The sequence below is a fragment of the Pseudomonas purpurea genome, assembly GCF_039908635.1.
Lineage (GTDB): Bacteria > Pseudomonadota > Gammaproteobacteria > Pseudomonadales > Pseudomonadaceae > Aquipseudomonas > Aquipseudomonas purpurea.
This window is the reverse complement of sequence record NZ_CP150918.1, coordinates 4,377,227-4,403,772: the sequence shown is the minus strand read 5'-3', so window position 1 is coordinate 4,403,772 and position 26,546 is coordinate 4,377,227. Positions and strand designations below refer to the sequence as shown.

The window sequence follows — 26,546 nt, the reverse complement described above, 5'->3', positions numbered from 1 at the left end:
CCTCTTGGGTGTTTACTCTTCCCTGTGTATTGATCACGTTTGTGCAGGGTATCGGCCACTGTCGAGCATGAAGTGCGTATGTTGTTAGCGTGCTATCAATTAACTTGAAGGCAGCCGTCATACCGCTGAAACAAAAAAGCCGCTCACCTGAATAAGGTGAGCGGCTTTTTGTTGGAGCGCAGTTCTATGACGCTATCGAACGACTGAACAATTACAAGATGTTCAGTGGGTACTCGACGATCAGACGGGTGTCGTTCAGGTCGTTGTAGTTCGAGGCGGAGTAGTTGCTGGTCGAACGGTAGATCGCGTTACGCAGGCGCAGGGACAGATCCTTGGCCGGGCCTTCCTGGACCACGTACTTGGCTTCGAAGTCGAATTCGTGTTCCTTGCCTTCGCCAGCAGAAGCACCGGTGCGAGCACCATCAACGTGAGTGTTCACGTTGTCGCCTCGGACGTAGCGAGTCATGAAGCTCAGGCCTGGCACGCCGAAGGAAGCCATGTTCAGGTCGTAGCGAGCCTGCCAGGACTTCTCGTCTTCGCCGACGAAGTCGGAGATTTGCACGGAGTTGGCCAGGAACACAGTACCGCCGCCGTCTACGCCGTAGACGTAACCGGTCTTGCCGCTCGACTGCTGGTAAGCAAGGGTGAACTTGTGCGCGTCGATGGAATAGGCTGCCGCGAGGCTCCATACCTTGTTGTCGATGATGCCGGAACGCTTCTGGCCGTCATCTTCACTTTTGTACGCGTTCAGGTCGAAGTTCAGTGCCTGACCTTGGGTAACCGGAATGGTGTAGTTCAGGTTGATGTATTGCTTCTTGAAGTGGTCTTCAACATCGGAAGCAGCAACACCGCCCACCAGGTTGTCGGTGAACTGATAGGTCGCGCCAGCGATGTTCGCGGAGGTCAGACCCTGGTTCTTGCGGCCAGTGCTGCCGTCGCGACCGTTGATGCTGTCATTGTACTGACCGGTCTGGGAGCGCATGGCGGTGAAGCGACCTGCACTCAGCTCCAGGCCTTTGATTTCCTTGCTGGTAATCAAGGTGCCGGTAGCGACTTCTGGCAGCAGACGGCTGTCGTCTGTCGAGAAGACCGGGCTGGCAACGAACTGGTTACCGTACTTCAGCACAGTGTCGGAAACGCGGAACTTGACTGCGCCGCCTACTGCCGACGAAGTGTCTTCAGGTTCGCCGCGGCTGTTGTTGGCAGCCAGGCCGTTGCCCGAACGACCAGCGCCGCCGTCCAGTTTGATGACGCCCATGGCGAAAGCATCAAGACCGAAACCTACTGTCCCTTGAGTGAAGCCGGATTCGTAGTTAAGCAGTTCGCTGAGACCGGTGTCCTGACGGTAGCCGCTCTTGAAAGTACCGTCAGCGCGCTGATGGTTACCTGCACCGTTCTTGAAGTCACGGTTCATGTACTCAAGGCGAGTCTTGGCTTTCAGGCTGCTATCTTCGATAAAGCCCTTGGCGTCGTCCTGGGAGGACGCGATTGCGAACTGCGAGGTGCCTGCTGAAACAGCCAGTGCGATCATGCTCCACTTCATCACGCGCATCGTGATTTGCTCCTTTGGTTTTTAGGAAGAGTACTGCCGTCCCACCTGATTTATTATCTGGGCGGCTCTTTCTTTTTGTGTCGGCGCAAACTTATATCACGCTGACAATGTTGGCGATACTTGCCTATCTATCCTTTCAGCTTCTTTACGGCCCTGTCGCAATTTGCTTGATTCAGGTCGCAAATCCACAATCCGGTGCAATACGGGCTGACAACTTAAGTACTGTTTTTCAAGGCTTGAGCATTGATAAAAAAGTTTCCCTGTCCCAGCACTCGATCTCCGTCGGGCAACCCTGCCTCTGTTTTTTTGCCTGAAGGCGTTCGCTTCCAGCGACGTTTTCTTCAGGGCATGTGTGTATGAATGCAAAGAGCGTGCACAAAGTAATAAATTCTTGACGTTTTTTTCATGTTCACCGGATAAAACTGTAAAGGCCTCGTAAAACCGGGTACTTCGCGGTGGTCTGGTTTGAGCTTGACGCCAGGATTTTCCTGGTGTTGCCGTTTGGATAATCGGTCAAATAATTCAAAACGTTACCGGTCCACCCTGAAAAGTGAGTACTTGGCGGATGCCTGACGCATTGAGCGTAGACGCGATGTGCGGTTTTGGTGCAAAAATTTTGCAAGATTGTGCGAGGCCGACGGATTCCCACGACGCTATGCCAGACGAATCAATGGGTGTGGTCACTGTGTGGCGGGGTTTGTGTTGTTGGTTTCGCCTCGGTGCAATGAGTTCAGAAACGTTCCAGTGAGGGGCGTGCAAGCGTATTGCGTTGCCTTGCGCGTGTTGTCGTCGGTTCTGGCGAGGCCGTTAGCCGTGAATGCACAGGCATTCGCAGGTATGCTGCGCGCCTGTCGTTTGGCGGGCAGCCGCGCTGGCTGGACGCTAAGCTGAATTCTGATGAGCTGAACGGGAGTGTGCGCGGTGTTCGCTTTAGATCCACGGCTTCAACAAGACACGTTGCCGATCGGGGACTTCCCCTTGTGCCGGTTGCTGTTGTCCAACGATTCGAACTATCCCTGGTTCATCCTGGTGCCTCGTCGTGAGGACATCAGCGAACTGTTTCAACTCGATGCGGCTGATCAGCAGCAGTTGTGGCAGGAAACCACGGCCCTGGCCGAAATGCTCAAGGACTCGTTCGACGCCGACAAGCTGAACGTCGCGACCTTGGGCAATGTGGTGAGCCAACTGCACATGCATGTGATTGTGCGCAAACGCGACGATGCGGCATGGCCGGCGCCGGTCTGGGGCAAACTCCCGGCGCAACCCTATACGGGTGAGCAGGTGGCGGTGATCCGCGAGCGGTTGCGTTTGGTGTTGACCGCCGATTTCAACTTTCTGGAGGGCTGAAACATGAGCCTTGAAGAGCGAGTCATGGAGCTGGAAAGCCGATTGGCGTTTCAGGATGACACCATCCAGGCGCTGAATGATGTGTTGGTGACACAACAGCGCGTTGTCGAGCGTTTGCAGCTGCAAATGGCGGCACTGCTCAAGCGTCAGGAAGAAATGGTCGGGCAGTTCGAATCGTTCGAAGAAGAAGCTCCACCACCGCATTACTGATGCCATTGGCGTTTAGCCAATGTGCAGGCAATAAAAAACCGCGAGCAGCCAGGCTGCATCGCGGTTTTTTTGCGACCTGAATCAGCGGCGCGGCAGGGCCGCGATCACGTCTTCGGCTTGCAGGCCTTTGTCGCGATTCATGACCGAGAACTCCACGCGCTGGCCTTCGACCAGAACGCGGTGCCCTTCGCCCCGGATTGCCCGGAAGTGCACGAAAATATCATCGCCGGAGTCGCGGGAAATGAAACCGAAACCTTTAGAGGTGTTGAACCACTTGACGGTGCCGGTATCGCGGTTGGTCATGTCGTAGTTTTGTGGAGCAGCAGCAGGTGACGATTTGTAGAAGCTGACGGCCAGGTGCAGAAGAACGGCTGTCAGGGCAACGATGAGGCTCAGCAGAACAGCCGGTTGGCCGCCTATCTCTGGCATTGGCGCAAGCAATGTCAGGGTTTGCAGGACAACCGCCAGCACCAGCAGGGCGCTGACCAGGTTTTGCAGTTGATGACGAGGGCCTTTGTTCCAGTAAGGGATAACCGGAGCGAGGGTCAGGTTGAGCAGGCCGAAGAACGCCAGGTACAGCGCGTCAGGTTGTTGCAGGTAAATAACGGCTTCGGAGCGCAGGCTAGGGATGAAGGACAGCAGCAGGGCAGCTGCGCCCATTAGCAGGTGGACGATTTTCAACATTTTGATTAACTCACGTTAAGACGGATCGCAAGGAAGAGCTGACGGGGTACGGTTCGCTTCTGAACAATGGGAGGCGTTGGGCACGTACCGGGTATCAGCCTATGCGCTGCGCCGCAGAAAATAGGCGACAGCGACACACTGCCTATTTAACAGCAAAGCCTGTGGCTTCTCAAATCAGCTGATGGGGGCTGATGCGTTACCACGCCGGCGTCTGATGTGAGCGTCGCTGCAAAGCCTTGGTCTAGACGATCAAGGCGGGTTTTCTGGCGATTTTGACGTTTTCAGGACGGGCGGGTAGGGGGTTGGGCGGTGATGCCGGGCGGTGGCGCATTTGTCGCAGGCAGGTGGGGGAGGGAAGGCTGTCAGGTGCGCCGGGCCTTGCTAGAGTGGTCCTGCACCTGAGAGATGAATTCCATCGTATCAAGGAGGTAAACATGGCAATTGATATCGGTATCAGTGAAGAGGATCGCAAGTCCATTGTCGACGGACTTTCGCGCCTGCTGTCGGACACGTATGTGCTGTATCTGAAAACGCATAACTTTCACTGGAACGTGACAGGTCCGATGTTCAGGACGCTGCACCTGATGTTTGAAGAGCAATATAACGAGTTGGCGCTGGCAGTCGATTTGATTGCCGAGCGGATTCGTGCGCTGGGGTTTCCTGCGCCGGGTGCCTACTCGATCTACGCCAGACTTTCTTCTATCAAGGAAGAGGAAGGTGTGCCCAGTGCCGAGGATATGATCAAACAACTGGTTCAGGGGCAAGAGGCTGTAGTGCGGACCGCGCGAGGGATCTTTCCATTGCTCGATAAAGTCAGTGACGAGCCCACTGCCGATCTGTTGACTCAACGTATGCAAGTTCATGAGAAAACGGCATGGATGTTGCGCTCGCTGTTGGATAACCAGTAACGCCATCACGCGGGTGGCGCCCTGGGGGTGCCGCCCACGCCCCGCTCTGCAAGGGCAGGCGAGGGGGGGATTGAACTCTCGCTGCTATTTACAGTCATTGATCCGCGTCTTCTCTTGTGTGTCTGGGTGGTCTGGCATATTGCCAGCGCCTGAAAGTTGCCATTTGTCTTGATGGCAAACTGATTATTAAATACTGCACAACCCAATTCGTAATAACGTTATGCAAAAAACAATGGAAGTGTAGGACGGCGCAAAGGGTCGTCCCGCTGTTGTTGGCTTGTCCTACGTTGATGGTCATAAAGTCATCTGGATATAACTATCTGGTTACGCTTTTATATGGAGACAGATTGTTGCTCTTATTGAAAGCAAGTATGGCAAAGGAGTGTCAACGGGATGATTCAGGAAGTAAGCAGGGGGGCGAAGGATGTCGCCCGATTTCACGATATAAAGGTAGATCCGTTTGTCAGGGAGTTCGACATGGGCCTGGCTCGGCCATTGTCCAGGTCGGTGCGCTTGAATGGTTTTGCCACGTGCCTCAGGCTTGAGCAAGTCTATTGGGACATTCTCGGCGACATGGCCAGGGTCAATTGCTGCTCGGTCAGCGCCTTGCTCTCCTATGTTGACCGAGAGGTCCATTTGCGCCACGGCGGCGTGAAGAACTTCAGTGGCCTGGTGCGTGTTGTCTGCGTCGTGCACAGCTTGAAAGAGGGCGCCTGCGCCTCGTAACTGGGTCGAGTTCCAGCCTGCGCTGTCATACGGCTGCACAGGCTGCATTTAATGGATATAATCGCGCTCTTTGCCGCCAGGCCCGAGGTTTGCGCGGTAATCATCCGAGCGCCGAGACAACCTCATGCCGATGTACGACTATCAATGTGCTTCCTGTGGTCATCAGTTGGAAGCCATTCAAAAGATCAGCGCAGCACCGCTGGTCGACTGCCCTGCATGCCAGGCGCCTGAACTGAAAAAGATGCTCTCCATGCCGGGTTTCCGCCTCAGCGGTACCGGTTGGTACGAAACCGATTTCAAAACCGGTTCGAAGAAGAATCTGGCCGGCGGCGACAAAGCTGACTAAGTTGAACTCTACGCGCGAGTTCTTGCATCATCAGGCGCCTTATTCAGGTGCGGCGGTGCGGCAAGGCCTCCCATCGAATTTCGAATTACGAGAAGTGAAACCACTACCATGATGCGCAGCCATTATTGCGGCCAACTGAACGAAAGCCTGGAAGGTCAGGAAATTACCCTTTGCGGATGGGTCCATCGTCGTCGTGACCACGGCGGGGTGATTTTCCTCGATATCCGTGATCGTGATGGTCTGGCCCAAGTGGTGTTCGACCCGGACCGCGCTGAAACCTTCGCCGCTGCCGACCGTGTGCGCAGCGAGTACGTGGTCAAGGTCACCGGCAAGGTGCGCCTGCGTCCGGCCGGTGCCGGCAACGCCAACATGGCTTCGGGCATGATCGAAGTCCTGGGCTATGAGCTGGAAGTACTGAACGAAGCGGAAACCCCGCCGTTCCCGCTCAACGAGTTCTCAGACGTCGGCGAAGAAACCCGCCTGCGTTATCGCTTCATCGACCTGCGTCGTCCGGAAATGCTCGAGAAGCTGCGTCTGCGTTCGCGCATGACCACCAGCATCCGTCGCTACCTGGACGAAAACGGCTTCCTGGACGTTGAAACACCGATCCTGACCCGTGCCACGCCTGAAGGCGCGCGTGACTACCTGGTGCCGAGTCGTACTCACGCCGGTAGCTTCTTTGCACTGCCGCAATCGCCGCAGCTGTTCAAGCAACTGCTGATGGTGGCCGGTTTCGATCGTTACTACCAGATCGCCAAATGCTTCCGCGACGAAGACCTGCGTGCCGACCGCCAGCCGGAATTCACCCAGATCGACATCGAAACCAGCTTCCTTGATGAAAAAGACATCATGGGCCTGACCGAAGGCATGATCCGCAACCTGTTCAAGGAAGTGCTGGATCTGGAATTCGGCGACTTCCCGCACATGACCTTCGAAGAGGCCATGCGTCGTTACGGTTCCGACAAGCCGGACCTGCGTAACCCGCTGGAGCTGGTTGACGTTGCCGATCAACTGAAAGAAGTCGACTTCAAGGTGTTCAGCGGCCCTGCCAACGACCCGAAATGCCGCGTTGCCGCTCTGCGCGTTCCAGGCGCGGCAAGCATGCCGCGCAAGCAAATCGACGACTACACCAAGTTCGTCGGCATCTACGGTGCAAAAGGCCTGGCGTACATCAAGGTCAACGAGCGCGCTAAAGGTGTTGAAGGCCTGCAGTCCCCGATCGTCAAGAACATTCCTGAAGCCAACCTCAATGTGATCCTGGATCGCGTTGGCGCGGTTGACGGCGACATCGTGTTCTTCGGTGCCGACAAAGCCAAGATCGTCAGCGAAGCCCTGGGCGCGCTGCGGATCAAGGTTGGTAACGATCTGAACCTGCTGACCTGCGAATGGGCACCGATGTGGGTTGTCGATTTCCCGATGTTCGAAGAGAACGACGACGGCAGCTTCACTGCCTTGCACCACCCGTTCACCGCGCCGAAGTGCACCCCGCAAGAGCTTGAAGCCAACCCGGCGACCGCTCTGTCCCGTGCCTACGACATGGTATTGAACGGCACTGAGCTGGGTGGCGGTTCGATCCGTATCCACCGCAAAGAGATGCAGCAGTCGGTGTTCCGTCTGCTGGGTATCAGCGAAGCGGAACAGGAAGAGAAATTCGGCTTCCTGCTCGACGCCCTGAAATACGGCGCGCCGCCGCACGGTGGTCTGGCGTTCGGCCTGGACCGTCTGGTGATGTTGATGACCGGCGCCCAGTCGATCCGTGAAGTGATCGCGTTCCCGAAAACCCAGAGCGCTGCCTGTGTCATGACCCAGGCTCCAGGGCCTGGTGGATGCCAAGGCACTGCGTGAGCTGCACATTCGTCTGCGCGAACAGCCAAAGGCTGAGTAAGGCTTGATCACGGTGGCGCATCACTCGATGCGCCACTGCATCAGAGCAGATTTTATTGCCCGCTCGCCTTCATGGGCGTGCGGGCATTGTTTTAAAGAGAATCGGAGCGAGTTATGGCGGGTCATTCCAAGTGGGCGAACATCAAGCACCGCAAAGAACGTCAGGATGCCAAGAAGGGCAAGATTTTCACCAAGTGGATTCGTGAGCTGACTGTCGCGGCCCGCCAGGGTGGCGGTGATCCGGGTTCCAACCCGCGTTTGCGTCTGGCGCTGGATAAAGCCCTTGGCGCGAACATGAGCCGTGACATCATCGATCGCGCGGTGGCCCGTGGTGCTGGCGCGGCCGACACCGATGACATGGTCGAGCTGAGCTATGAAGGGTATGGCCCGGGTGGCGTGGCGGTGATGGTTGAGTGCATGACCGACAACCGCAACCGTACCGCCGCCGCTGTGCGTCATGCGTTCAGCAAGTGTGGCGGCAACCTGGGGACCGACGGTTCGGTGGCGTACCTGTTTGAGCGCAAGGGGCAGATCTCCTTCGCGCCGGGCGTTGATGAAGATGCGTTGATGGAAGCCGCCATGGAGGCTGACGCCGATGACGTGGTGACCCACGAAGACGGTTCCATTGACGTATTTACCTCGTTCGCCGGTTTCTACACCGTGCGCAACGCGCTGGAAGCTGCCGGTTTCAAGGCCGATGACGCAGAAATCGTCATGCTGCCAACCACCAGTGCCGAACTGGACCTGGACGGTGCGCAGAAGGTGCTCAAGCTGATCGACATGCTGGAAGATCTGGACGACGTGCAGAACGTCTACTCCAACGCGGACATTCCCGAGTCGGTGGCTGAACAGCTCGGTTAAGGGCGACTAAGATCCAGAGTGGGAGCGAGCGTGCTCGCGAACGCGGATTTTCAGGCAGCATCGTTGCTGAATATGAAACCGCTTTCGCGAGCAGGCTCGCTCCCACATTTGTTATTCGTGTATTGAATATTGTGCTTTTACCCTAACCCGCAGGCGTTATGACTTTAATTCTTGGCATCGACCCCGGTTCGCGCATTACCGGTTATGGCGTGGTCCGCGATACCGGTCGTGGCTGCGTGTACGTGGCCTCAGGCTGTATTCGTACCGGCTCTGGCGAGTTGCACGAGCGCCTGCAAATCGTCTATCGCGGCGTGCGGGAAGTCATCCAGACCTACGGGCCAGTGACCATGGGTATCGAAAAGGTCTTCATGGCACGTAACGCCGACTCGGCCCTCAAGTTGGGGCAGGCACGTGGCGCCGCCATTGTTGCGGGTGCCGAAGAAAACCTGGAAATCGCTGAGTACACTGCGACTCAAGTGAAACAAGCGGTGACCGGAACCGGCGCGGCGAATAAAGAGCAGGTGCAGATGATGGTCATGCACATGCTGAAATTGACCAGCAAGCCGCAAATCGATGCCTCGGACGCCTTGGCCATTGCTATCTGCCATGCCCACACCCGATCCAGTCTGTTACCCCATGGCCTGGGGACAGCACGCAGTCGTGGCGGTCGCCTGCGCCTCTGATCTGATAGCATCAGCCCACTCATTTTGTTCGCTGAGCGTTTTGCGCCTGTCCTGTCGGCCATCACGCTCAATTTGTGAATCGTCAGCCGTCTCTGGCCAACGCTTAAGGATTTGAAACGTGATTGGACGTTTGCGCGGCACCTTGGCTGAGAAACAGCCGCCGCACCTGATTCTCGATGTAAACGGCCTGGGCTATGAGCTGGAAGTGCCGATGACCACCCTCTACCGACTGCCGTCGGTCGGTGAGCCGATCACTTTGCACACCCATTTGGTCGTGCGCGAAGACGCCCAGTTACTCTATGGCTTCATCGGCAAGCGCGATCGGGACTTTTTCCGCGAGCTGATCCGGCTGAACGGTGTGGGGCCGAAACTGGCGCTGGCGCTGATGTCGAGCCTGGAAGTCGATGAGCTGGTACGTTGCGTGCAGGCCCAGGACACCTCGGCCCTGACCAAGGTCCCGGGCGTCGGCAAGAAGACGGCAGAGCGTTTGTTGGTGGAACTCAAGGACCGCTTCAAGGCATGGGAAACCGTGCCAAGCATGTTCGCGCTGGTGCCGAATCAGCCTGATGCCCCGGCACAACCTGTGGCGTCGGCTGAAAGTGATGCGGTCAGCGCGTTGATTTCCCTGGGCTACAAGCCGCAGGAAGCCAGCAAGGCGATTTCTTCCATCAAGGAGAAGGGCTTGAGCAGTGAAGACCTGATTCGTCGTGCCCTGAAGGGAATGATTTAAGTGATTGAAGCTGATCGTCTGATCGCCGCCACGGGTGGCCCCCGTGACCGCGAAGAAGTCCAGGACCGGGCGATTCGTCCCGTCAGCCTGGCTGAATACATCGGCCAGCCGACCGTTCGCGAGCAAATGGAGTTGTTCATCCAGGCTGCCCGTGGGCGCAATGAATCCCTTGATCACACGCTGATCTTCGGTCCGCCGGGCCTGGGTAAAACCACGCTGGCCAACATCATTGCCCAGGAAATGGGCGTGTCGATCAAAAGCACCTCGGGGCCTGTCCTTGAACGGCCGGGTGATCTGGCGGCATTGCTGACCAATCTCGAACCCCATGATGTGCTGTTCATCGACGAAATCCACCGCTTGTCGCCCATTGTCGAAGAAGTGCTGTACCCGGCCATGGAAGACTTCCAGCTCGACATCATGATCGGCGAAGGGCCGGCGGCGCGCTCGATCAAACTCGACCTGCCACCGTTCACCCTGGTCGGTGCGACTACCCGCGCCGGGATGCTGACCAACCCGCTGCGTGACCGTTTCGGGATCGTCCAGCGCCTGGAGTTCTACAGCACCGCGGACCTGGCCACGATTGTCAGCCGCTCGGCGGGCATTCTGGGCTTGCCGCTGGACCCGGAAGGGGCGTTCGAGATTGCTCGCCGGGCGCGCGGCACGCCGCGAATCGCCAACCGCTTGCTGCGCCGGGTGCGCGACTTCGCCGAAGTCCGTGCCAAGGGCCACATCACCAAGCCGATTGCCGACTTGGCGCTGAACCTGCTGGATGTCGACGAGCGTGGCTTCGATCATCAGGACAGGCGTTTGCTGCTGACCATGATCGAGAAGTTCGATGGCGGACCTGTCGGGGTGGACAGTCTTGCGGCGGCCATCAGTGAAGAACGGCACACCATCGAAGACGTGCTTGAGCCTTATCTGATTCAGCAGGGCTACATCATGCGAACCCCTCGTGGGCGCGTGGTGACCCGGCATGCGTACCTGCATTTTGGTTTGAACATTCCATCGCGCATGGGCGAGATGCCCGTGGTAGACGAGTTTCTCGACGCGGTGGACGATTAATAGACGGTCTGCGCCGATTTATTCGGGTTTTGTGCGGTCCTAGGTGGCTGGCGCGGCCCTTCCCTGGCAGGAAAGGCGCAGAAGAATGAAAAACAGTTGCCTGGCCGGATTGGCAACCTGAGGAGTAAGCACTAGAGTATGCGCGCGCAAAACGGGCTAGAGTCGTTCGCACATCGTTGTCGCGTTTATTACGAGGACACCGATGCCGGCGGCATCGTGTATTACGTTAATTACCTCAAGTTTATGGAACGGGCTCGAACCGAGCGGCTTCGTGAACTGGGCTTTGCCCAGTCGCAGCTTGCCGGGGAGGACCTGTTGTTCGTTGTGCATTCCAGCGAAGCGCGCTACCACGCGCCGGCGCGACTGGACGACGAGCTTTTGGTAAGTGCACAAGTAATCGAATTGAACCGTGCCAGCCTGCGCTTTAAACAGCAGGTCAGGCGGGCCACGGATAATGTGCTGCTCTGCGAAGGGCAGTTTTTGGTGGCCTGCGTGCGCACCGACAGTTTGAAACCCCGGGCCATTCCCGAAGCTCTACGTGCGGCTTTTGCCGACGTGAGCGGCGCGGGTACACACTCAGAGCAGGAGATAAAGCGTGGAAGCTAACGTCGTCGACCATTCCTCCATGTGGAGCTTGGTCAGCAATGCCAGCATCGTTGTACAGTTGGTAATGCTGATCCTGGTAGCCGCATCGGTGACCTCATGGATCATGATCTTTCAGCGCAGCAACCTGCTGCGTGCCGGTCGACGTGCCCTGGAGAGCTTTGAAGAGCGCTTCTGGTCGGGTATCGACCTGTCAAAACTCTACCGCCAGGCGGGCAGCAACCCGGACCCTGACTCGGGCGTCGAGCAAATCTTCCGTGCCGGTTTCAAGGAATTCTCCCGTCTGCGCCAGCAGCCGGGCGTTGATCCGGAAGCCGTCATGGAAGGTGTGGCGCGTGCCATGCGCGTAGCCATCTCCCGTGAAGAAGAAAAACTGGAGCAGAGCCTGCCATTCCTCGCCACTGTTGGCTCCGTCAGCCCGTACATCGGCCTGTTCGGTACGGTCTGGGGCATCATGAACTCCTTCCGCGGCCTGGCCACTGCCCAACAAGCGACCCTCGCCACCGTGGCGCCGGGTATCGCCGAGGCACTGATCGCTACCGCTATCGGCCCTGTTCGCAGCAATCCCCGCAGTAATCGCTTACAACCGTTTCGCCGCTCGCAGCGAAACTCTGATCAGCCGTTACTACACCTTCGCCGATGAATTCCAGGCGATCCTGCACCGCAAAGTGCACACCAGCGAAGAATAAGCAGGTAATTTCCAATGGCTTTAATCGCTCGAGCTCGCAAAAAGCGCAAGCCGGTTGCCGAGATGAACGTGGTGCCCTACATCGACGTGATGTTGGTACTGCTGGTCATCTTCATGGTGACCGCGCCGATGCTCAATCAGGGCGTGAAGGTTGATCTGCCCAAGGTTTCCAGCGAAGCCTTGCCGCAGGACAACAACACCCAGGTCCTGACCATTTCGATCAAGTCTGACAAGACCTATTACTGGAACCTTGGCAGCGAAGTCGACACCGAAAAGCAGCAAGACAAGGCCATGACCTTGCCACAGATGACCGATGCGGTGACCAAGATCATTCGCGCCGGCAACGAAGGCGGCAAGCACACCCAGGTGTTCATTCGCGGCGATAAAACCGTCGATTACGGCTCCGTCATGGGGGCCATGGGCGGGTTGCAGAAGGCCGGAGTCGGTAATGTTGGCTTGATTACCGAGGCGCCCTGATGCAGCAACAACGAGAGCCAACAGCCTCGGAAAGCTACTTCTGGCCTAGTGTCTGGGCGATTGGCTTGCACGTGCTGGTGTTCGGCATGCTGTTCGTCAGTTTTGCCCTGACGCCGGAGTTGCCGCCGGCCAAGCCGATTGTCCAGGCGACCCTGTACCAACTGAAATCGAAAAGTCAGGCGACCACCCAGACCAATCAGAAGATTGCGGGTGAGGCGAAGAAATCCGCCGCGCGTCAGACCGAAGTCGAACAGATGGAACAGAAAAAGGTCGAGCAGGAAGCGGTGAAGGCTGCGGAACAAAAGAAAGAAGAAGCGGCTCAAAAAGCCGAGGAAGCCAAAAAGGCTGACGAGTCCAAGAAAGCGGATGAGGCGAAGAAGGCTGATGAAGCCAGGAAAGCCGATGAAGCCAAGAAGACTGCGGAAGCTAAAAAGGCCGAAGAGAAGCAATTGGCTGATGTAGCCAAGAAGAAAGCCGAAGAAGAAGCCAAGAAAGAAGCTGAAGAAGAGGCCAAGAAAAAGGCCGCTGAAGAAGCGAAGAAGAAAATCGTCGAAGACGCGAAGAAGAAAGCCGCCGAAGACGCCAAGAAAAAAGCTGAAGCAGACGAGGCGAAGAAGAAAATCGCCGAGGACGCGAAGAAGAAAGCGGCTGCCGATGCTGCGAAGAAAAAGTCGCAGGAAGCAGCACGTAAATCCGCTGAAGAGAAAAAGGCTCAGGCCCTGGCAGATTTGCTTTCCGACACGCCGCAGCGTCAGCAGGCCTTGGCCGATGAGCAGGGCGATGAAGTCGCCGGCAGTTTTGACGATCTGATTCGTGCTCGTGCAGCAGAAGGCTGGGCTCGTCCTCCTTCGGCCCGCAAAGGCATGACGGTCGTGCTGCAAATAGGCATGTTGCCTGATGGTACGGTGACTTCGGTCAGCGTGGCCAAGTCCAGTGGTGATGGTCCGTTTGACGCTTCGGCTGTTGCGGCGGTCAAGAACATTGGTCGATTGACAGAAATGCAGGGAATGAAACCGAGCGATTTTGCTCCCTATCGTTCATTCAAGATGACATTCACACCTGAGGATCTAGCCTTGTGAGAAACCTTCTTCGAGGAATGCTTGTCGTTATTTGCTGCCTGGCAGGGATAGCGGCGGCGGATGAAAAAAACATTCTGGTCACCAGCGGCAGTGATCGGGCAACGCCGATCGCGGTAGTACCGTTCGGCTGGCAGGGCGGCAGCGTGCTGCCGGATGACATGGCGGAAATCATCGGTAACGACCTGCGCAACTCGGGTTACTACTCGCCGATTCCAAAGCAGAACATGATCAGCCTGCCCACCCAGGCCAGCGAAGTCATCTACCGTGACTGGAAGGCCCTGGGCGCCCAGTACATCATGGTCGGCAGCATCGTTCCGGCCGGCGGTCGCCTGCAGGTGCAGTACGCACTGTTCAACGTCGCTACCGAACAGCAAGTGCTGACCGGCAGCGTGTCGGGCAGCGTCGATCAACTGCGCGACATGTCGCACTACATCGCGGACCAGTCGTTCGAAAAACTCACCGGTATCAAAGGTGCGTTCTCGACACGGATGCTCTACGTGACAGCCGAGCGCTTCTCCGAGAAGAACACGCGCTACACGCTGCAACGTTCCGACTATGACGGTGCGCGCGCAGTGACCTTGCTGCAATCGCGTGAGCCGATCCTCTCGCCGCGTTTTGCACCCGATGGCAAGCGCATTGCCTATGTGTCGTTCGAACAGAAGCGCCCGCGCATCTTTGTTCAGCACATCGACACCGGTCGCCGTGAGCAAATCACCAACTTCGAAGGCCTGAATGGCGCGCCAGCCTGGTCGCCGGACGGTTCTCGCCTGGCTTTTGTACTGTCCAAGGACGGTAACCCGGATATTTATGTGATGAATCTGGGGTCGCGTCAGATCAATCGCGTGACCGCAGGTCCTGGCATTAATACCGAACCTTTCTGGGGTAAAGATGGCTCGACTATCTACTTTACGTCCGACCGTGGCGGCAAACCGCAGATCTACAAAACCAGCGCAAGTGGCGGCGGGGCTGAGCGCGTGACGTTTATCGGCAACTACAACGCCAACCCGAAGCTCTCGGCTGACGAAAAGACGCTGGTGATGATTCACCGGCAGGAAGGCTTCACTAATTTCAAGGTGGCGGCTCAGGATTTGCAGCGCGGAAGTGTAAAAATCCTTACAGATAGCACACTTGATGAGTCACCTACTGTTGCGCCCAACGGCACCATGGTAATCTACGCCACCCGCCAGCAGGGCCGGGGAGTCTTGATGCTCGTGTCCATTAATGGACGCGTAAGGCTCCCGCTTCCTACCGCTCAAGGCGAAGTCAGAGAACCTTCCTGGTCCCCTTACCTGAACTGACGCGGCGCTACACGTTTTACTTAACACATTGGGGTTCATTAGGAGTTTCACGATGGAAATGCTGAAGTTTGGTAAGTTTGCTGCGCTGGCTCTGGCCATGGCTGTAGCTGTAGGTTGCTCGTCCAAAGGCGGCGACAATGCCGGTGAAGGCAATGTTGATCCAAACGCTGGTTACGGCGCTAACACTGGTGCTGTTGATGGCTCCCTGAGCGAAGAAGCTGCTCTGCGCGCAATCACCACCTTCTACTTCGAATACGACAGCTCGGACCTGAAGCCAGAAGCCATGCGCGCTCTGGACGTTCACGCCAAAGACCTGAAAGCAAACGGCGCTCGCGTTGTTCTGGAAGGCAACACCGACGAACGTGGTACTCGTGAGTACAACATGGCACTGGGCGAGCGTCGTGCGAAAGCCGTTCAACGCTACCTGGTACTGCAAGGTGTTTCCCCAGCTCAGCTGGAACTGGTTTCCTACGGCGAAGAGCGTCCAGTTGCTACCGGCAACGACGAGCAGTCCTGGGCTCAAAACCGTCGCGTCGAACTGCGTAAGTAATTCGTCATGCGAACGTGCCGTCGTGCTGTAACTGTTTTGGCTCTCAGCCTCGCGCCGCTTGCGGCGTGGGCTGCGGTTCCTGTGGTCGATGACAACTCCGGTTATAACAATAGCGGGAGCAGTTATCCGCCTGCGGGTTACGGTACGAACGGCGCCTATGCCGGGGGAGGGGTTTCGGCCCCTGTCTCGGCACAGGGCGAGCTGTTCAACCAACTGCAACAAATGCAGGAACAGATTTCGCGCCAGCAAGGCGTGATCGAAGTTCTGCAAAACGATGTTTCGCGCATGAAGCAGGAAAGCCTGGAGCGATACCAGGATCTTGATCGGCGCATTGGATCCGGCGGTGCTCCTGCCGTGGCTCCTGAAAATTCTTCTGCCGGTGGCGATATGAATGCCGCCGGTGCAGCAGCGGGCGCGGGTGCAGCTACCCAGCCGCCAGCCGCCAGCAGCGAACCGGGTGATCCGGCGAAGGAAAAGCTCTATTACGATGCTGCCTTCGACCTGATCAAGGCCAAGGATTTCGACAAGGCCAGCCAGGCTTTTTCGGCGTTCCTGCGCAAATACCCGAACAGCCAATACGCGGGTAATGCCCAGTACTGGTTGGGTGAAGTGAACCTGGCCAAAGGCGACCTGCAAGGTGCCGGCCAGGCGTTTGCCAAGGTTTCGCAGCTATATCCCAAGCACGCTAAAGTGCCGGACTCGCTGTACAAGCTCGCTGATGTAGAGCGCCGACTGGGTCATACCGACAAGGTCAAAGGCATTCTGCAACAGGTGGTTGCCCAATATCCGGGGACTTCCGCTGCTCAGCTGGCCCAACGCGATCTGCAGCGCATGTAAGCCTGCTGGCCCGTTTACAAGAAACCCGCGCTTGCCGCGGGTTTTTTCGTTAGAATTCACGCCCTTTTTATGAAACACCGCTTTTTGGAGTCTACGCGTTGGCGGGGTTCCAGAAAGTGCCTGACGGAGGCGGACAGCCTGTTTAGCTGTTACGCCCGTGGCGACTATGCAAGACACATTGAGAATTACCGAAGTTTTTTACTCGTTGCAGGGTGAAACGCGCACTGCCGGGCTGCCCACAGTATTTGTGCGCCTCACCGGTTGCCCATTGCGCTGCCAATACTGCGACAGTGCCTACGCATTCAGCGGCGGCACCATCAGGCCCCTCGACGATATCCTTGAGCAGGTTGCAGGCTTCAAGCCCCGTTACGTCTGCGTGACGGGCGGCGAGCCGCTGGCGCAGCCCAATGCGATTCCCCTGCTCAAGCAATTGTGTGACGCCGGTTACGAAGTGTCGCTGGAAACCAGCGGTGCTTTGGACATCAGTGCCATCGATCCACGGGTCAGTCGGGTGCTCGACCTGAAAACACCAGGATCGAAAGAAGCCCACCGCAATCTTTATGAGAATATCGAGCTACTGACGCCAAACGATCAGGTCAAGTTCGTGATCTGTTCTCGTGAAGACTATGACTGGGCGGTGTCCAAGCTGATTCAGTACGGCCTCGGCCGACGTGCCGGGGAAGTCCTGTTTTCACCGAGCCACCATGACTTGAGCGCGCGCGACCTGGCTGACTGGATTGTCGCGGACAACTTGCCAGTGCGCCTGCAATTGCAGTTGCATAAATATCTTTGGAATGACGAACCGGGGCGCTGAAATGACGGAACAATTGAACACTGCTGAAAAACGTGCGGTCATCCTGCTGTCCGGTGGCCTGGACTCGGCAACCGTAGTGGCCATGGCCCGTGCCGAAGGCTACAGCTGCTATACCATGAGCTTTGACTATGGCCAGCGTCACCGTGCCGAGTTGCATGCCGCTGAACGTATCGCCCGGGATCTGGGTGTGGTCGAGCACAAGGTGATAGGCCTGAACCTGAACGGCATCGGTGGCTCGGCGTTGACCGACAGCTCCATCGATGTACCTGAGGCGCCAAGCGAAGGCATCCCGATTACCTATGTGCCGGCTCGCAACACTGTGTTTCTGTCGCTCGCCTTGGGTTGGGCTGAAGTGCTTGGTGCCCGCGACATCTTTATTGGTGTGAATGCCGTGGACTACTCCGGTTACCCGGACTGCCGTCCCGAGTTTGTCGAGGCTTTCGAACGCATGGCCAACCTGGCGACCAAGGCGGGGGTCGAGGGCAACGGTTTCCGTATTCAGGCACCCCTGCAAAACCTCAGCAAGGCCCAGATCGTTCAGGCGGGCGTAAAGCTCGGTGTCGACTATGGCCTGACAGTGTCCTGCTATCAGGCGGACGATAATGGCCATGCCTGCGGCAAATGCGACAGCTGCCGCCTGCGTGCCGAGGGCTTTGCGGCGGCCGGTATCAGCGACCCAACACCTTATTTTTGATTTATTTTAAATTAGGTGTTGAATAGTCCTTAAAAATCAGTATTATACGCGCACCACACAGCGGGTCGTTAGCTCAGTTGGTAGAGCAGTTGGCTTTTAACCAATTGGTCGTAGGTTCGAATCCCACACGACCCACCATTTTTGGCGGTTTAGAAAATCCGGAAGGCCCACGTAAGTGAGGATTTCCGGGTTTTTTTTTGCCTTCGATTTGAGCCTGGCTCAAACCGGCTGTTCCATCGCGTGACGCAGGTCAGAATGATCTTTTGCATCCGAGGGATATTCTGTAGCCTTGCGCAGCTTCAACGCTGTCTGTGCCTGATGAATACTCACTCTCCCGGCGGTACCCTGAGTGGTCCGGAGCCGGGTGTATACTCGACTTTCGCGCGAAAGCGCCCGCAGGTCTTGCGATCATGACGCAAATTTCCGAACGCCTTCTGGTACAAGCCCACCTCGACGCCAAGCAGCCCAAGCCGCTGAGTGCCGAAGAGCAGGCTCATTACCGCGCTGCCATCGCCGCCGAGCTCAAGGCTCAGGACGCGGTGCTGGTTGCCCACTTCTATTGCGACCCGATCATTCAGGCCCTGGCCGAAGAAACCGGTGGCTGCGTTTCCGATTCTCTGGAAATGGCTCGCTTCGGCAATGCTCACCCGGCCAAGACTGTTGTGGTCGCCGGCGTGAAGTTCATGGGGGAAACCGCCAAGATCCTCAACCCCGAAAAACGTGTGCTGATGCCGACCCTGGAAGCGACCTGCTCGCTGGACCTGGGTTGCCCGGTGGAGGAGTTCTCGGCGTTTTGCGATCAGCACCCCGAGCGCACGGTGGTGGTGTATGCCAATACCTCGGCGGCGGTGAAGGCGCGGGCGGATTGGGTGGTGACATCCAGCTGCGCGCTGGAGATTGTCGAAAGCCTGATGGATAACGGCGAGACGATCATCTGGGGGCCGGACAAGCACCTGGGCACTTACATTCAGCGCAAGACCGGTGCTGACATGCTGCTCTGGGACGGTGCCTGCATCGTTCACGAAGAGTTCAAGGCCAAGCAGCTGGAAGACATGAAAGCGCTGTACCCGGATGCCGCCATCCTGGTGCACCCGGAGTCGCCGACGGCGGTGATCGAGTTGGCTGACGCGGTAGGCTCTACCAGTCAGTTGATCGCCGCTGCGCAAAGCCTGCCGAACAAAACCCTGATCGTGGCCACCGACCGCGGCATTTTCTACAAAATGCAGCAGCTGTGCCCGGACAAGGTCTTTATCGAGGCGCCAACCGCCGGTAATGGCGCGGCGTGCCGCAGTTGCGCGCATTGCCCATGGATGGCGATGAACACCCTTGAGCGCACACTGCAGTGCCTGCGTGAGGGCTCGGGCGAGATTTTTGTCGACCCGGCCTTGATCCCGCAGGCGATTCGCCCGCTCAAGCGCATGCTCGACTTCACGGCGGCAGCGCGGATGAAACTGGCAGGTAACGCCTGATCGCTTCTGCGGCGAGGGAGCTTGCTCCCGCTGGAGCGCGGAGCGGCCCCTAAACCCGCTGACTCGGTTTGTCAGTCAAAGGCGCATTGCAAAATTTTGCGACTGCTGCGCTGTCGAGCGGGAGCAAGCTCCCTCGCCACAGAGTTCGGCGTTGAGGCGGATTATTTTTTCTTCTTCGGGATCCGTACCAGTTGGCTGTCGGAATAGATGTCGTGCCAGCTGCGTTTCTGTTTGTCGAAGAGCATCCAGAAAAAGCCCAGGCCTGCGCACAGCAGGGAAGCGATCGACACCACAAAGCGCAGCAGCGCCTGCCACAGGCTGATGGCCGAGCCGTCGGCGTTCTGGACGCGGATGCACCACACCTGCATGCCCAGCGTCTGCCCTGACCAGGTCCAGAACCTGGCGAAGAACCCAAACAGTACAAACAGCAGGATGGTCGAGAACAGTGGATCGCCGTCCAGTGCGCCCGCGTCGGTCATGGTGCGCATTCTCTCTTCGCCAAGGATTGCCATCTGCACCATCTTGTAGAGGCCGCCCGTCACGATCAGCAGGGCGGTGCACAGCAGGAAGTCATAGAACATCGCGGCCAGGCGACGACCCAGGCCGGCGACGGGAAATTCGCCCTGGGGGGTGAGCAGGTGTTTCGACATGGCACGGCTCTCGGAGAAAAAAGAAGCCATTTTACGGAATAACGCGCATAAAAAAGCCCCTGATGTCAGCATCAGGGGCTTTTTGTCGCAGAAGATCAGCCTTCTGCTTGTACTTCGTCAGCCTGCATGCCTTTTTGGCCCTGCACAGCGATGAAGGTGACTTTCTGGCCTTCTTTCAGGCTCTTGAAGCCGTTGCCTTGAATGGCACGGAAATGCACGAACAGATCCGGGCCGCTTTCTGGAGTGATAAAACCAAAACCTTTCTCGTCGTTAAACCACTTGACGGTGCCGCTCTGACGTTGGGACATTTCTTATTTCCTTTGACGCAAAAATTGATGACAGCCTCTTTCTCATGAAAGAGTACTGGGGCTGGTTGCAGGAAAGTAGAAAGACGTCGAACGGGTTGTAGCAAACTTGTTGGCTACTGCCCAGGTCACGATTCCAAGCGACCCATGCAAACACAGTGAACAAACTTTACGCCAACTACGGGAGAAAAAACAAGCCCCCGCGAAGCCCCGGTTTTACTCGGGTTACGGGTACTTGGTGAGTCCGTTAGAGCGGGCTTATTCGATAGCGTTGTTCAGTTGTTTTCGATCGTTATAAGTAAGGTTCATATTCGAAACGGCGCACTGTTTTATGGCGGTTGCGTTACAGATTAGTGCACGCTTAACGCAACCGCGTTACGTATAGAAACAGTCAATCAACCACGATAGTAGCGTTGTGGAACAAATGGCATTTTGCTTACAAGCAAAGGCACCTTTTTCCCACGTACTATTGCCCAAACTTGGGTATCCAGTGCCATGTAGGCACTGTTGAGGTAACCCATGGCCAAAGGACCGCCCAGGGTCGGCCCGAAGCCGCCACTGCACACGGTGCCGATGATTTCACCCGCTTCGTTGACGATTTCTGCGCCTTCACGCACCGGTGTGCGTTCCTGCGGCAGCAAACCGACGCGTTTGCGGCTGACACCGCTCTGTTGCTGGGCGAACACGGTTTCGGCACCCGGGAAGCCTCCGGCGCGTGCGCCATCGGCGCGACGTGGCTTGGAGATGGCCCACAGCAGGCTGGCTTCAATCGGTGTGGTCTCGGTGTTCATGTCGTGGCCATAGAGGCACAGGCCGGCTTCCAGGCGCAGCGAGTCACGGGCGCCAAGGCCGATGGCGGCGACTTCAGGCTCGGCCAGCAAGGCGCGGGCCAGGGCTTCGGCGTTGGCGGCCGGTACGGAAATTTCGAAACCGTCTTCGCCGGTGTAGCCCGAACGGCTGACGAAGCAGTCGACGCCCAGCAGTGTCACGCGGGCGAACTGCATGAATGTCATCTTCGCCACTGTAGGTGCGAGGCGCGCGAGCACGGTGACCGCTGCCGGGCCTTGCAGGGCGAGCAGGGCGCGTTCTTCAAACAAGGGCTCGATGCTGCACTGAGCGCCAATGTGCTGGCGCAGGTGCGCCAGGTCCTGATCCTTGCAGGCGGCGTTGACCACCAGGAACAGTTCATCATTGCCCAGGTTGGCGACCATCAGGTCGTCGAGGATGCCACCACTTTCGTTGGTGAACATTGCATAGCGCTGCATGCCCACCGGCAGGTCGATGATGTCCACCGGAACCAGGGTTTCCAGAGCCTTGGCGGCATTGGCGCCGGTCAGGCGGATCTGGCCCATGTGCGAGACATCGAACAACCCGGCTTGATCACGGGTGTGCTGGTGCTCTTTCATCACACCGAGCGGGTATTGCACCGGCATGTCGTAGCCGGCGAACGGCACCATGCGGGCGCCGAGTTCGAGGTGCAGTGCGTGGAGCGGGGTTTTCGACAGTTGTTCGGTGGACATGCGTAGCTCCTTGAAAATGTGGTTCGGGATCAGGATAAAAGCCCCTCACCCCAGCCCTCTCCTGGAGGGAGAGGGGGCTAGTTACGTTCTCTCCCGCAAGAGAGAAGAAAAATCAGTGATCAGCATTCGATAATGTTGACCGCCAAACCGCCACGGGCGGTTTCCTTGTATTTGCTTTTCATGTCGGCGCCGGTCTGGCGCATGGTGCGGATGACCTTGTCCAGGGAGACAAAGTGCTGACCGTCGCCACGCAGGGCCATGCGCACCGCGTTGATGGCTTTGACCGAGCCCATGGCGTTGCGCTCGATACACGGCACTTGCACCAGCCCGCCAATCGGGTCGCAGGTCAGGCCGAGGTTGTGTTCCATGCCGATTTCGGCGGCGTTCTCCACCTGCTGCACCGTCCCGCCGAGGACTTCGCACAGGGCGCCGGCCGCCATGGAGCAGGCCACGCCGACTTCACCCTGACAGCCGACTTCCGCGCCGGAGATCGAGGCGTTTTCCTTGTACAGAATGCCGATGGCGGCGGCGGTCAGCAGAAAGCGCACCACGCCGTCGTCATTGGCACCGGGGATGAAGCGCATGTAGTAATGCAACACTGCCGGAATGATTCCGGCCGCACCGTTGGTGGGCGCCGTGACCACGCGCCCGCCATTGGCGTTTTCTTCGTTGACCGCCAGGGCGTACAGGTTGACCCAGTCCAGCACCGACAGCGGATCGCGCAGTGACGATTCCGGGTTCTTGCACAGTTGCCGATGCAGCGCCGCCGCACGGCGCTTGACCTTCAAGCCACCGGGCAGGATGCCTTCGTTGCGGCAACCGGCGGCGACGCAGTCCTGCATCACTTGCCAGATTTTCAGCAGGCCGGCGCGGGTTTCCGCCTCCGGGCGCCAGGCACTTTCGTTGGTCAGCATCACCTGGCTGATGGACAGCCCGTAAGTGGCGCAATGGCCGAGCAGGTCCTTGGCGCTTTTGAACGCAAAGGTCAGGGGCGTGGCGTCTTCGACGATGCGGTCGGCGCCGGCGGCGTCTTCATCAACCACGAAACCGCCGCCCACCGAGTAGTACTCACGGCTGCGAATCTGGATGCCGGCGGCATCAAAGGCACGAAAGATCATGCCGTTGGGGTGATAGGCCAATGGCTTGCGGATCATCGCCAGGTGGAGTTTTTCATTGAATTCGATGACGTGCTCACCGAGCAGGTTCAGGCGACCGCTGCTGCGAATCTCATGCAGGCGGGCGGCGATGTTTTCGGTGTTCACGGTGTCCGGGTGTTCACCTTCCAGGCCCAGCAATACAGCCTTGTCGCTGCCGTGGCCTTTGCCAGTGGCGCCGAGCGAGCCGTAGAGCTCGACTTTGACGCAGGTGGTGTCTTTGAGCTGGTTTTCACGGCGCAGGCCTTCGACGAAGCGCGCAGCGGCACGCATCGGGCCGACGGTGTGGGAGCTGGAGGGGCCGATGCCAATCTTGAACAGGTCGAACACGCTTAACGACATGGTTGTTCTCCGGTTTCTTGTTATAGGAGTGACTGAGGCTGGTGCAAGGCGTAGATCCCCTGTGGGAGCGAGCCTGCTCGCGAAAGCGGACTGACTTTCACCATCAATGTCGACTGAAAGACCGCTATCGCGAGCAAGCTCGCTCCCACAAGGTTTTGTGTTGTTCTTGAAAGAGGGGGCGAGCGAACCCGCCCCCCACATTTTTAAGCGTAGCTTTCGATCGACGGGCAGGCGCAGATCAGGTTGCGGTCGCCAAACACGTTGTCGACCCGGCCGACCGGTGGCCAGTACTTGGCTTCGATCAGCGACGCCACCGGATACACCGCTTGCTCACGGCTGTAGGGATGGCTCCACTCGCCGACGATTTCCGCCGCGGTGTGCGGGGCGTTTTTCAGCGGGTTGTCGTCCTTGTCCAGCGTGCCGTTTTCCACCGCGCGGATTTCTTCGCGGATGCGGATCATGGCGTCGCAGAAGCGGTCCAGCTCTTCTTTTGATTCACTTTCGGTCGGCTCGATCATCAGCGTGCCGGCCACCGGGAACGACATGGTCGGGGCGTGGAAACCGAAGTCGATCAGGCGCTTGGCGACGTCATCGACGCTGATGCCGCTGCTGTCTTTCAACGGACGCAGGTCGAGGATGCATTCGTGCGCCACCAGGCCGTTGCTGCCGGTGTACAGAACCGGGTAGTGCTCTTCAAGGCGACGGGAGATGTAGTTGGCATTCAGGATCGCCAGTTGCGAAGCACGCTTGAGGCCCGCGCCGCCCATCATCCGAATGTACATCCAGGTGATCGGCAGAATGCTCGCGCTGCCGAACGGTGCCGCGCAGACCGCGCCTTCCTTGCGCGCCATGGTGCCGTGCCCCGGCAGGAACGGCGTCAGGTGGGATTTCACGCCAATCGGGCCGACGCCCGGGCCGCCACCGCCGTGGGGGATGCAGAAGGTTTTGTGCAGGTTCAGGTGGGACACGTCGCCGCCGAACTTGCCTGGTGCGCACAGGCCGACCATGGCGTTCATGTTGGCGCCGTCGATGTACACCTGGCCGCCGTTGTCATGAATGATCCCGCAGATTTCGCGGATGCTTTCTTCGAACACACCGTGGGTCGAGGGGTAAGTGATCATCAGCGCGGCGAGGTGTTCGCGGTGCTCGATGGCTTTGGCGCGCAGGTCTTCGATGTCGACGTTGCCGCGTGCGTCGCAAGCGGTCACGACCACTCGCATGCCAGCCATGTTGGCGGTGGCCGGGTTGGTGCCGTGGGCCGAGGATGGGATCAGGCAGATGTCGCGGCGCTCTTCGCCACGGCTCTGGTGATAGGCACGGATCGCCAACAAGCCAGCGTATTCACCTTGGGAACCGGCGTTCGGTTGCAGCGAGATCGCGTCGTAACCGGTGGCAGCGCAGAGCATCGCTTCCAGTTCATCGGTCAGTTGCTGGTAACCGGCGCTTTGCTCGGTCGGGGCGAACGGGTGCAGGGCGCCGAATTCGGCCCAGGTCACCGGGATCATTTCGCTGGCGGCGTTGAGTTTCATGGTGCACGAACCCAGCGGGATCATGGTGCGATCCAGGGCCAGGTCCTTGTCGGCGAGCTTGCGCAGGTAGCGCATCAGCTCGGTTTCCGAGTGATAACGGTTGAATACCGGGTGGCTGAGGATCGGCGATTGGCGCACCAGCGCGGCCGGGATTGTGCGTTGAACGGAGGCGGCGAGGGCGGCGAAGTCCGGCAGTGTTTTGCCGTCGGCCAGCAAGGCCCAGAGGGTTTCCACATCAGCTTGCGACGTGGTTTCGTCGAGGGACAGGCCCAGTCGTTCACCCTCTACCACACGCAGGTTGATGCGCTGGGCGCGGGCCTTGTCGTGCAGCGCAGCGGTTTGCACGCCAGTGTTCAGGGTCAGGGTGTCGAAGAAGCTTGCTTGCTCAACCGCAACGCCCAATGCGCTCAAGCCTTTGGCGAGGATCGCGGTCAGGTGATGAATGCGGTTGGCGATCTGCGTCAGGCCTTTAGGGCCGTGGTACACGGCGTACATGCTGGCGATGTTGGCCAGCAGCACTTGGGCGGTGCAGATGTTGCTGGTGGCTTTCTCGCGGCGGATATGTTGCTCGCGGGTTTGCATGGCCAGACGCAAGGCCGGCTTGCCGAAGCGGTCCACGGAGACACCGACCAGACGGCCCGGCATGTCACGCTTGAACGCATCTTTGGTGGAAAAGTACGCCGCGTGTGGGCCACCGAAGCCCAGCGGGACGCCGAAGCGTTGGGCGCTGCCGATGGCCACGTCGGCACCGAACTCGCCCGGCGGGGTCAGCACGGTCAGGGCCAGCAGGTCGGCGGCCACGGCCACCAGCGCGTTGGCGGCGTGGAAGCGTTCGGTCAGTTCGCGGTAATCGAACAGGTCACCATTGCTCGCCGGGTATTGCAGCAGGGCACCGAAGTAGGTGCTGACATCAGTCAGTTCACGCTCGTCGCCGACCACCACGTCAATGCCCAACGGCTCGGCACGGGTGCGCAGCACGTCGAGGGTTTGCGGGTGGCAATGGATGGAGGCGAAGAACGCATGGCTGCTTTTGTTCTTGCTCAGGCGTTTGCAGAAGGTCATGGCTTCGGCAGCGGCGGTGGCTTCGTCGAGCAGGGAGGCGTTGGCGATCGGCAGGCCGGAGAGGTCGCTGATCAGGGTCTGGAAATTCAGCAGTGCTTCGAGGCGGCCCTGGGAAATTTCTGGCTGGTACGGGGTGTACGCGGTGTACCAGGCCGGGTTTTCCAGCAGGTTGCGCAGGATCGGCGACGGCGTGTGGCAGTTGTAGTAGCCCTGGCCGATGTAGGTCTTGAACAGTTGGTTCTTGGCGGCGATGGCTTTGATCGACGCCAGTGCGTCGGCTTCGCTCAGGCCAGCGCCGAGGTCCAGCACGCTGGTGCCTTTGATGCTGTCGGGAATGACGCTGGCGCTCAGGGCTTCCAGGGAATCAAAGCCCAGGCTGTTGAGCATGGCTTGCTCGTCGCCTGAACGCGGGCCGATGTGACGCGCGATGAATTCGTTGGCGGTGCTCACACTTACAGAAACAGGAGGTACTTGGGTCATGT

The 26,546-nt window shown here is 58.3% G+C and carries 25 protein-coding genes, 1 tRNA gene and 2 pseudogenes; 21 read left to right on the top strand and 7 right to left on the bottom strand.

Translation table 11 applies throughout. The annotated features are described in order from the left end of the window. Window positions 1-211 precede the first annotated feature (211 nt). On the bottom strand, window positions 212-1,552 hold the full coding sequence (locus tag AABM54_RS19750; RefSeq protein ID WP_347901658.1) for an OprD family porin: 1,341 nt from the start codon (window positions 1,550-1,552) through the stop codon (window positions 212-214). 921 nt (window positions 1,553-2,473) lie between these two features. Between AABM54_RS19750 and AABM54_RS19745 the strand changes: the two genes are divergently transcribed. Together AABM54_RS19745 and AABM54_RS19740 are read left to right on the top strand one after the other, a co-directional pair. Then, window positions 2,474-2,899, top strand: coding sequence for an HIT domain-containing protein (locus tag AABM54_RS19745; RefSeq protein WP_347901657.1), 426 nt, complete (start codon window positions 2,474-2,476; stop codon window positions 2,897-2,899). A gap of 3 nt (window positions 2,900-2,902) precedes the next feature. Beyond that, a complete protein-coding gene (locus AABM54_RS19740) occupies window positions 2,903-3,109 on the top strand; it encodes a SlyX family protein (protein ID WP_347901656.1) in 207 nt (68 codons plus the stop codon). 81 nt (window positions 3,110-3,190) lie between these two features. On the opposite strand, the gene AABM54_RS19735 is transcribed toward AABM54_RS19740, so the two are convergent. Further along, complete coding sequence (locus AABM54_RS19735; protein ID WP_347901655.1) at window positions 3,191-3,793, bottom strand: cold-shock protein; 603 nt, start codon at window positions 3,791-3,793, stop codon at window positions 3,191-3,193. Between the two features lie 434 nt (window positions 3,794-4,227). Here AABM54_RS19735 and AABM54_RS19730 point away from each other — a divergent pair, with 434 nt between their 5' ends. The 19 genes and pseudogenes from AABM54_RS19730 (at window position 4,228) to nadA (ending at window position 19,502) form a co-directional block, all read left to right on the top strand. Beyond that, window positions 4,228-4,701 carry a Dps family protein gene (locus AABM54_RS19730; RefSeq protein WP_347901653.1) on the top strand — a complete coding sequence of 158 codons (474 nt, stop codon included), beginning with the start codon at window positions 4,228-4,230 and terminating at the stop codon, window positions 4,699-4,701. Between the two features lie 393 nt (window positions 4,702-5,094). Further along, window positions 5,095-5,427, top strand: a complete 333-nt coding sequence (locus AABM54_RS19725) for a ribbon-helix-helix domain-containing protein (protein WP_347901652.1) — start codon at window positions 5,095-5,097, stop codon at window positions 5,425-5,427. 124 nt (window positions 5,428-5,551) lie between these two features. After that, window positions 5,552-5,773: an FmdB family zinc ribbon protein gene (locus AABM54_RS19720; protein WP_010457489.1), complete on the top strand. Its 222-nt coding sequence runs from the start codon at window positions 5,552-5,554 to the stop codon at window positions 5,771-5,773. 108 nt (window positions 5,774-5,881) lie between these two features. Beyond that, window positions 5,882-7,658, top strand: a pseudogene (gene aspS / locus AABM54_RS19715) (aspartate--tRNA ligase). A gap of 113 nt (window positions 7,659-7,771) precedes the next feature. Beyond that, complete coding sequence (locus AABM54_RS19710; RefSeq protein WP_347901651.1) at window positions 7,772-8,518, top strand: YebC/PmpR family DNA-binding transcriptional regulator; 747 nt, start codon at window positions 7,772-7,774, stop codon at window positions 8,516-8,518. A 158-nt stretch (window positions 8,519-8,676) separates the two neighbouring features. Further along, window positions 8,677-9,201, top strand: a complete 525-nt coding sequence (ruvC, locus tag AABM54_RS19705) for a crossover junction endodeoxyribonuclease RuvC (RefSeq protein ID WP_019693260.1) — start codon at window positions 8,677-8,679, stop codon at window positions 9,199-9,201. Between the two features lie 118 nt (window positions 9,202-9,319). After that, complete coding sequence (gene ruvA, locus AABM54_RS19700) at window positions 9,320-9,931, top strand: Holliday junction branch migration protein RuvA (RefSeq protein WP_347901650.1); 612 nt, start codon at window positions 9,320-9,322, stop codon at window positions 9,929-9,931. Then, window positions 9,932-10,993 carry a Holliday junction branch migration DNA helicase RuvB gene (gene ruvB, locus AABM54_RS19695; RefSeq protein ID WP_347901649.1) on the top strand — a complete coding sequence of 354 codons (1,062 nt, stop codon included), beginning with the start codon at window positions 9,932-9,934 and terminating at the stop codon, window positions 10,991-10,993. It abuts the gene before it with no gap. A gap of 138 nt (window positions 10,994-11,131) precedes the next feature. After that, window positions 11,132-11,599: a tol-pal system-associated acyl-CoA thioesterase gene (gene ybgC, locus AABM54_RS19690; protein WP_347901648.1), complete on the top strand. Its 468-nt coding sequence runs from the start codon at window positions 11,132-11,134 to the stop codon at window positions 11,597-11,599. Continuing rightward, window positions 11,589-12,285 (top strand): annotated as a pseudogene (tolQ, locus tag AABM54_RS19685) (protein TolQ). Before ybgC ends, tolQ begins: the two are co-directional and overlap by 11 nt. Before the next feature lie 23 nt (window positions 12,286-12,308). Further along, window positions 12,309-12,761, top strand: a complete 453-nt coding sequence (tolR, locus tag AABM54_RS19680) for a protein TolR (RefSeq protein WP_347906261.1) — start codon at window positions 12,309-12,311, stop codon at window positions 12,759-12,761. Continuing rightward, window positions 12,761-13,840 (top strand): cell envelope integrity protein TolA, encoded by a 1,080-nt coding sequence (gene tolA, locus AABM54_RS19675; protein ID WP_347901647.1) that lies wholly within the window; start codon window positions 12,761-12,763, stop codon window positions 13,838-13,840. Before tolR ends, tolA begins: the two co-directional genes overlap by 1 nt. Before the next feature lie 17 nt (window positions 13,841-13,857). Further along, a complete protein-coding gene (gene tolB, locus AABM54_RS19670) occupies window positions 13,858-15,138 on the top strand; it encodes a Tol-Pal system beta propeller repeat protein TolB (protein WP_347901646.1) in 1,281 nt (426 codons plus the stop codon). Window positions 15,139-15,190: 52 nt separating this feature from the next. After that, window positions 15,191-15,688 (top strand): peptidoglycan-associated lipoprotein Pal, encoded by a 498-nt coding sequence (pal, locus tag AABM54_RS19665; protein WP_347901645.1) that lies wholly within the window; start codon window positions 15,191-15,193, stop codon window positions 15,686-15,688. A gap of 6 nt (window positions 15,689-15,694) precedes the next feature. After that, complete coding sequence (gene ybgF, locus AABM54_RS19660; protein WP_347901644.1) at window positions 15,695-16,525, top strand: tol-pal system protein YbgF; 831 nt, start codon at window positions 15,695-15,697, stop codon at window positions 16,523-16,525. A 166-nt stretch (window positions 16,526-16,691) separates the two neighbouring features. Beyond that, window positions 16,692-17,339: a 7-carboxy-7-deazaguanine synthase QueE gene (gene queE, locus AABM54_RS19655; RefSeq protein WP_347901643.1), complete on the top strand. Its 648-nt coding sequence runs from the start codon at window positions 16,692-16,694 to the stop codon at window positions 17,337-17,339. A gap of 1 nt (window position 17,340) precedes the next feature. Further along, the gene (queC, locus tag AABM54_RS19650; protein WP_347901642.1) at window positions 17,341-18,033 is read left to right on the top strand and encodes a 7-cyano-7-deazaguanine synthase QueC; all 693 of its coding nucleotides are present in this window, start codon (window positions 17,341-17,343) and stop codon (window positions 18,031-18,033) included. Window positions 18,034-18,095: 62 nt separating this feature from the next. Further along, window positions 18,096-18,171 (top strand) — tRNA-Lys (locus tag AABM54_RS19645). Window positions 18,172-18,443: 272 nt separating this feature from the next. After that, a complete protein-coding gene (gene nadA, locus AABM54_RS19640; RefSeq protein WP_347901641.1) occupies window positions 18,444-19,502 on the top strand; it encodes a quinolinate synthase NadA in 1,059 nt (352 codons plus the stop codon). Window positions 19,503-19,663: 161 nt separating this feature from the next. Here nadA and AABM54_RS19635 read toward each other — a convergent pair whose 3' ends face one another. The 5 genes from AABM54_RS19635 to gcvP all read right to left on the bottom strand — a co-directional run bounded on the left by AABM54_RS19635 (window position 19,664) and on the right by gcvP (window position 26,544). Then, window positions 19,664-20,152: an RDD family protein gene (locus AABM54_RS19635; protein WP_347901640.1), complete on the bottom strand. Its 489-nt coding sequence runs from the start codon at window positions 20,150-20,152 to the stop codon at window positions 19,664-19,666. A 95-nt stretch (window positions 20,153-20,247) separates the two neighbouring features. Then, complete coding sequence (locus AABM54_RS19630; RefSeq protein WP_007931076.1) at window positions 20,248-20,460, bottom strand: cold-shock protein; 213 nt, start codon at window positions 20,458-20,460, stop codon at window positions 20,248-20,250. 392 nt (window positions 20,461-20,852) lie between these two features. After that, the gene (gene gcvT, locus AABM54_RS19625) at window positions 20,853-21,977 is read right to left on the bottom strand and encodes a glycine cleavage system aminomethyltransferase GcvT (RefSeq protein WP_347901639.1); all 1,125 of its coding nucleotides are present in this window, start codon (window positions 21,975-21,977) and stop codon (window positions 20,853-20,855) included. Between the two features lie 119 nt (window positions 21,978-22,096). Further along, window positions 22,097-23,473 (bottom strand): L-serine ammonia-lyase, encoded by a 1,377-nt coding sequence (locus AABM54_RS19620; protein ID WP_347901638.1) that lies wholly within the window; start codon window positions 23,471-23,473, stop codon window positions 22,097-22,099. Between the two features lie 203 nt (window positions 23,474-23,676). Next, window positions 23,677-26,544: an aminomethyl-transferring glycine dehydrogenase gene (gcvP, locus tag AABM54_RS19615; protein ID WP_347901637.1), complete on the bottom strand. Its 2,868-nt coding sequence runs from the start codon at window positions 26,542-26,544 to the stop codon at window positions 23,677-23,679. Window positions 26,545-26,546: the final 2 nt, after the last annotated feature.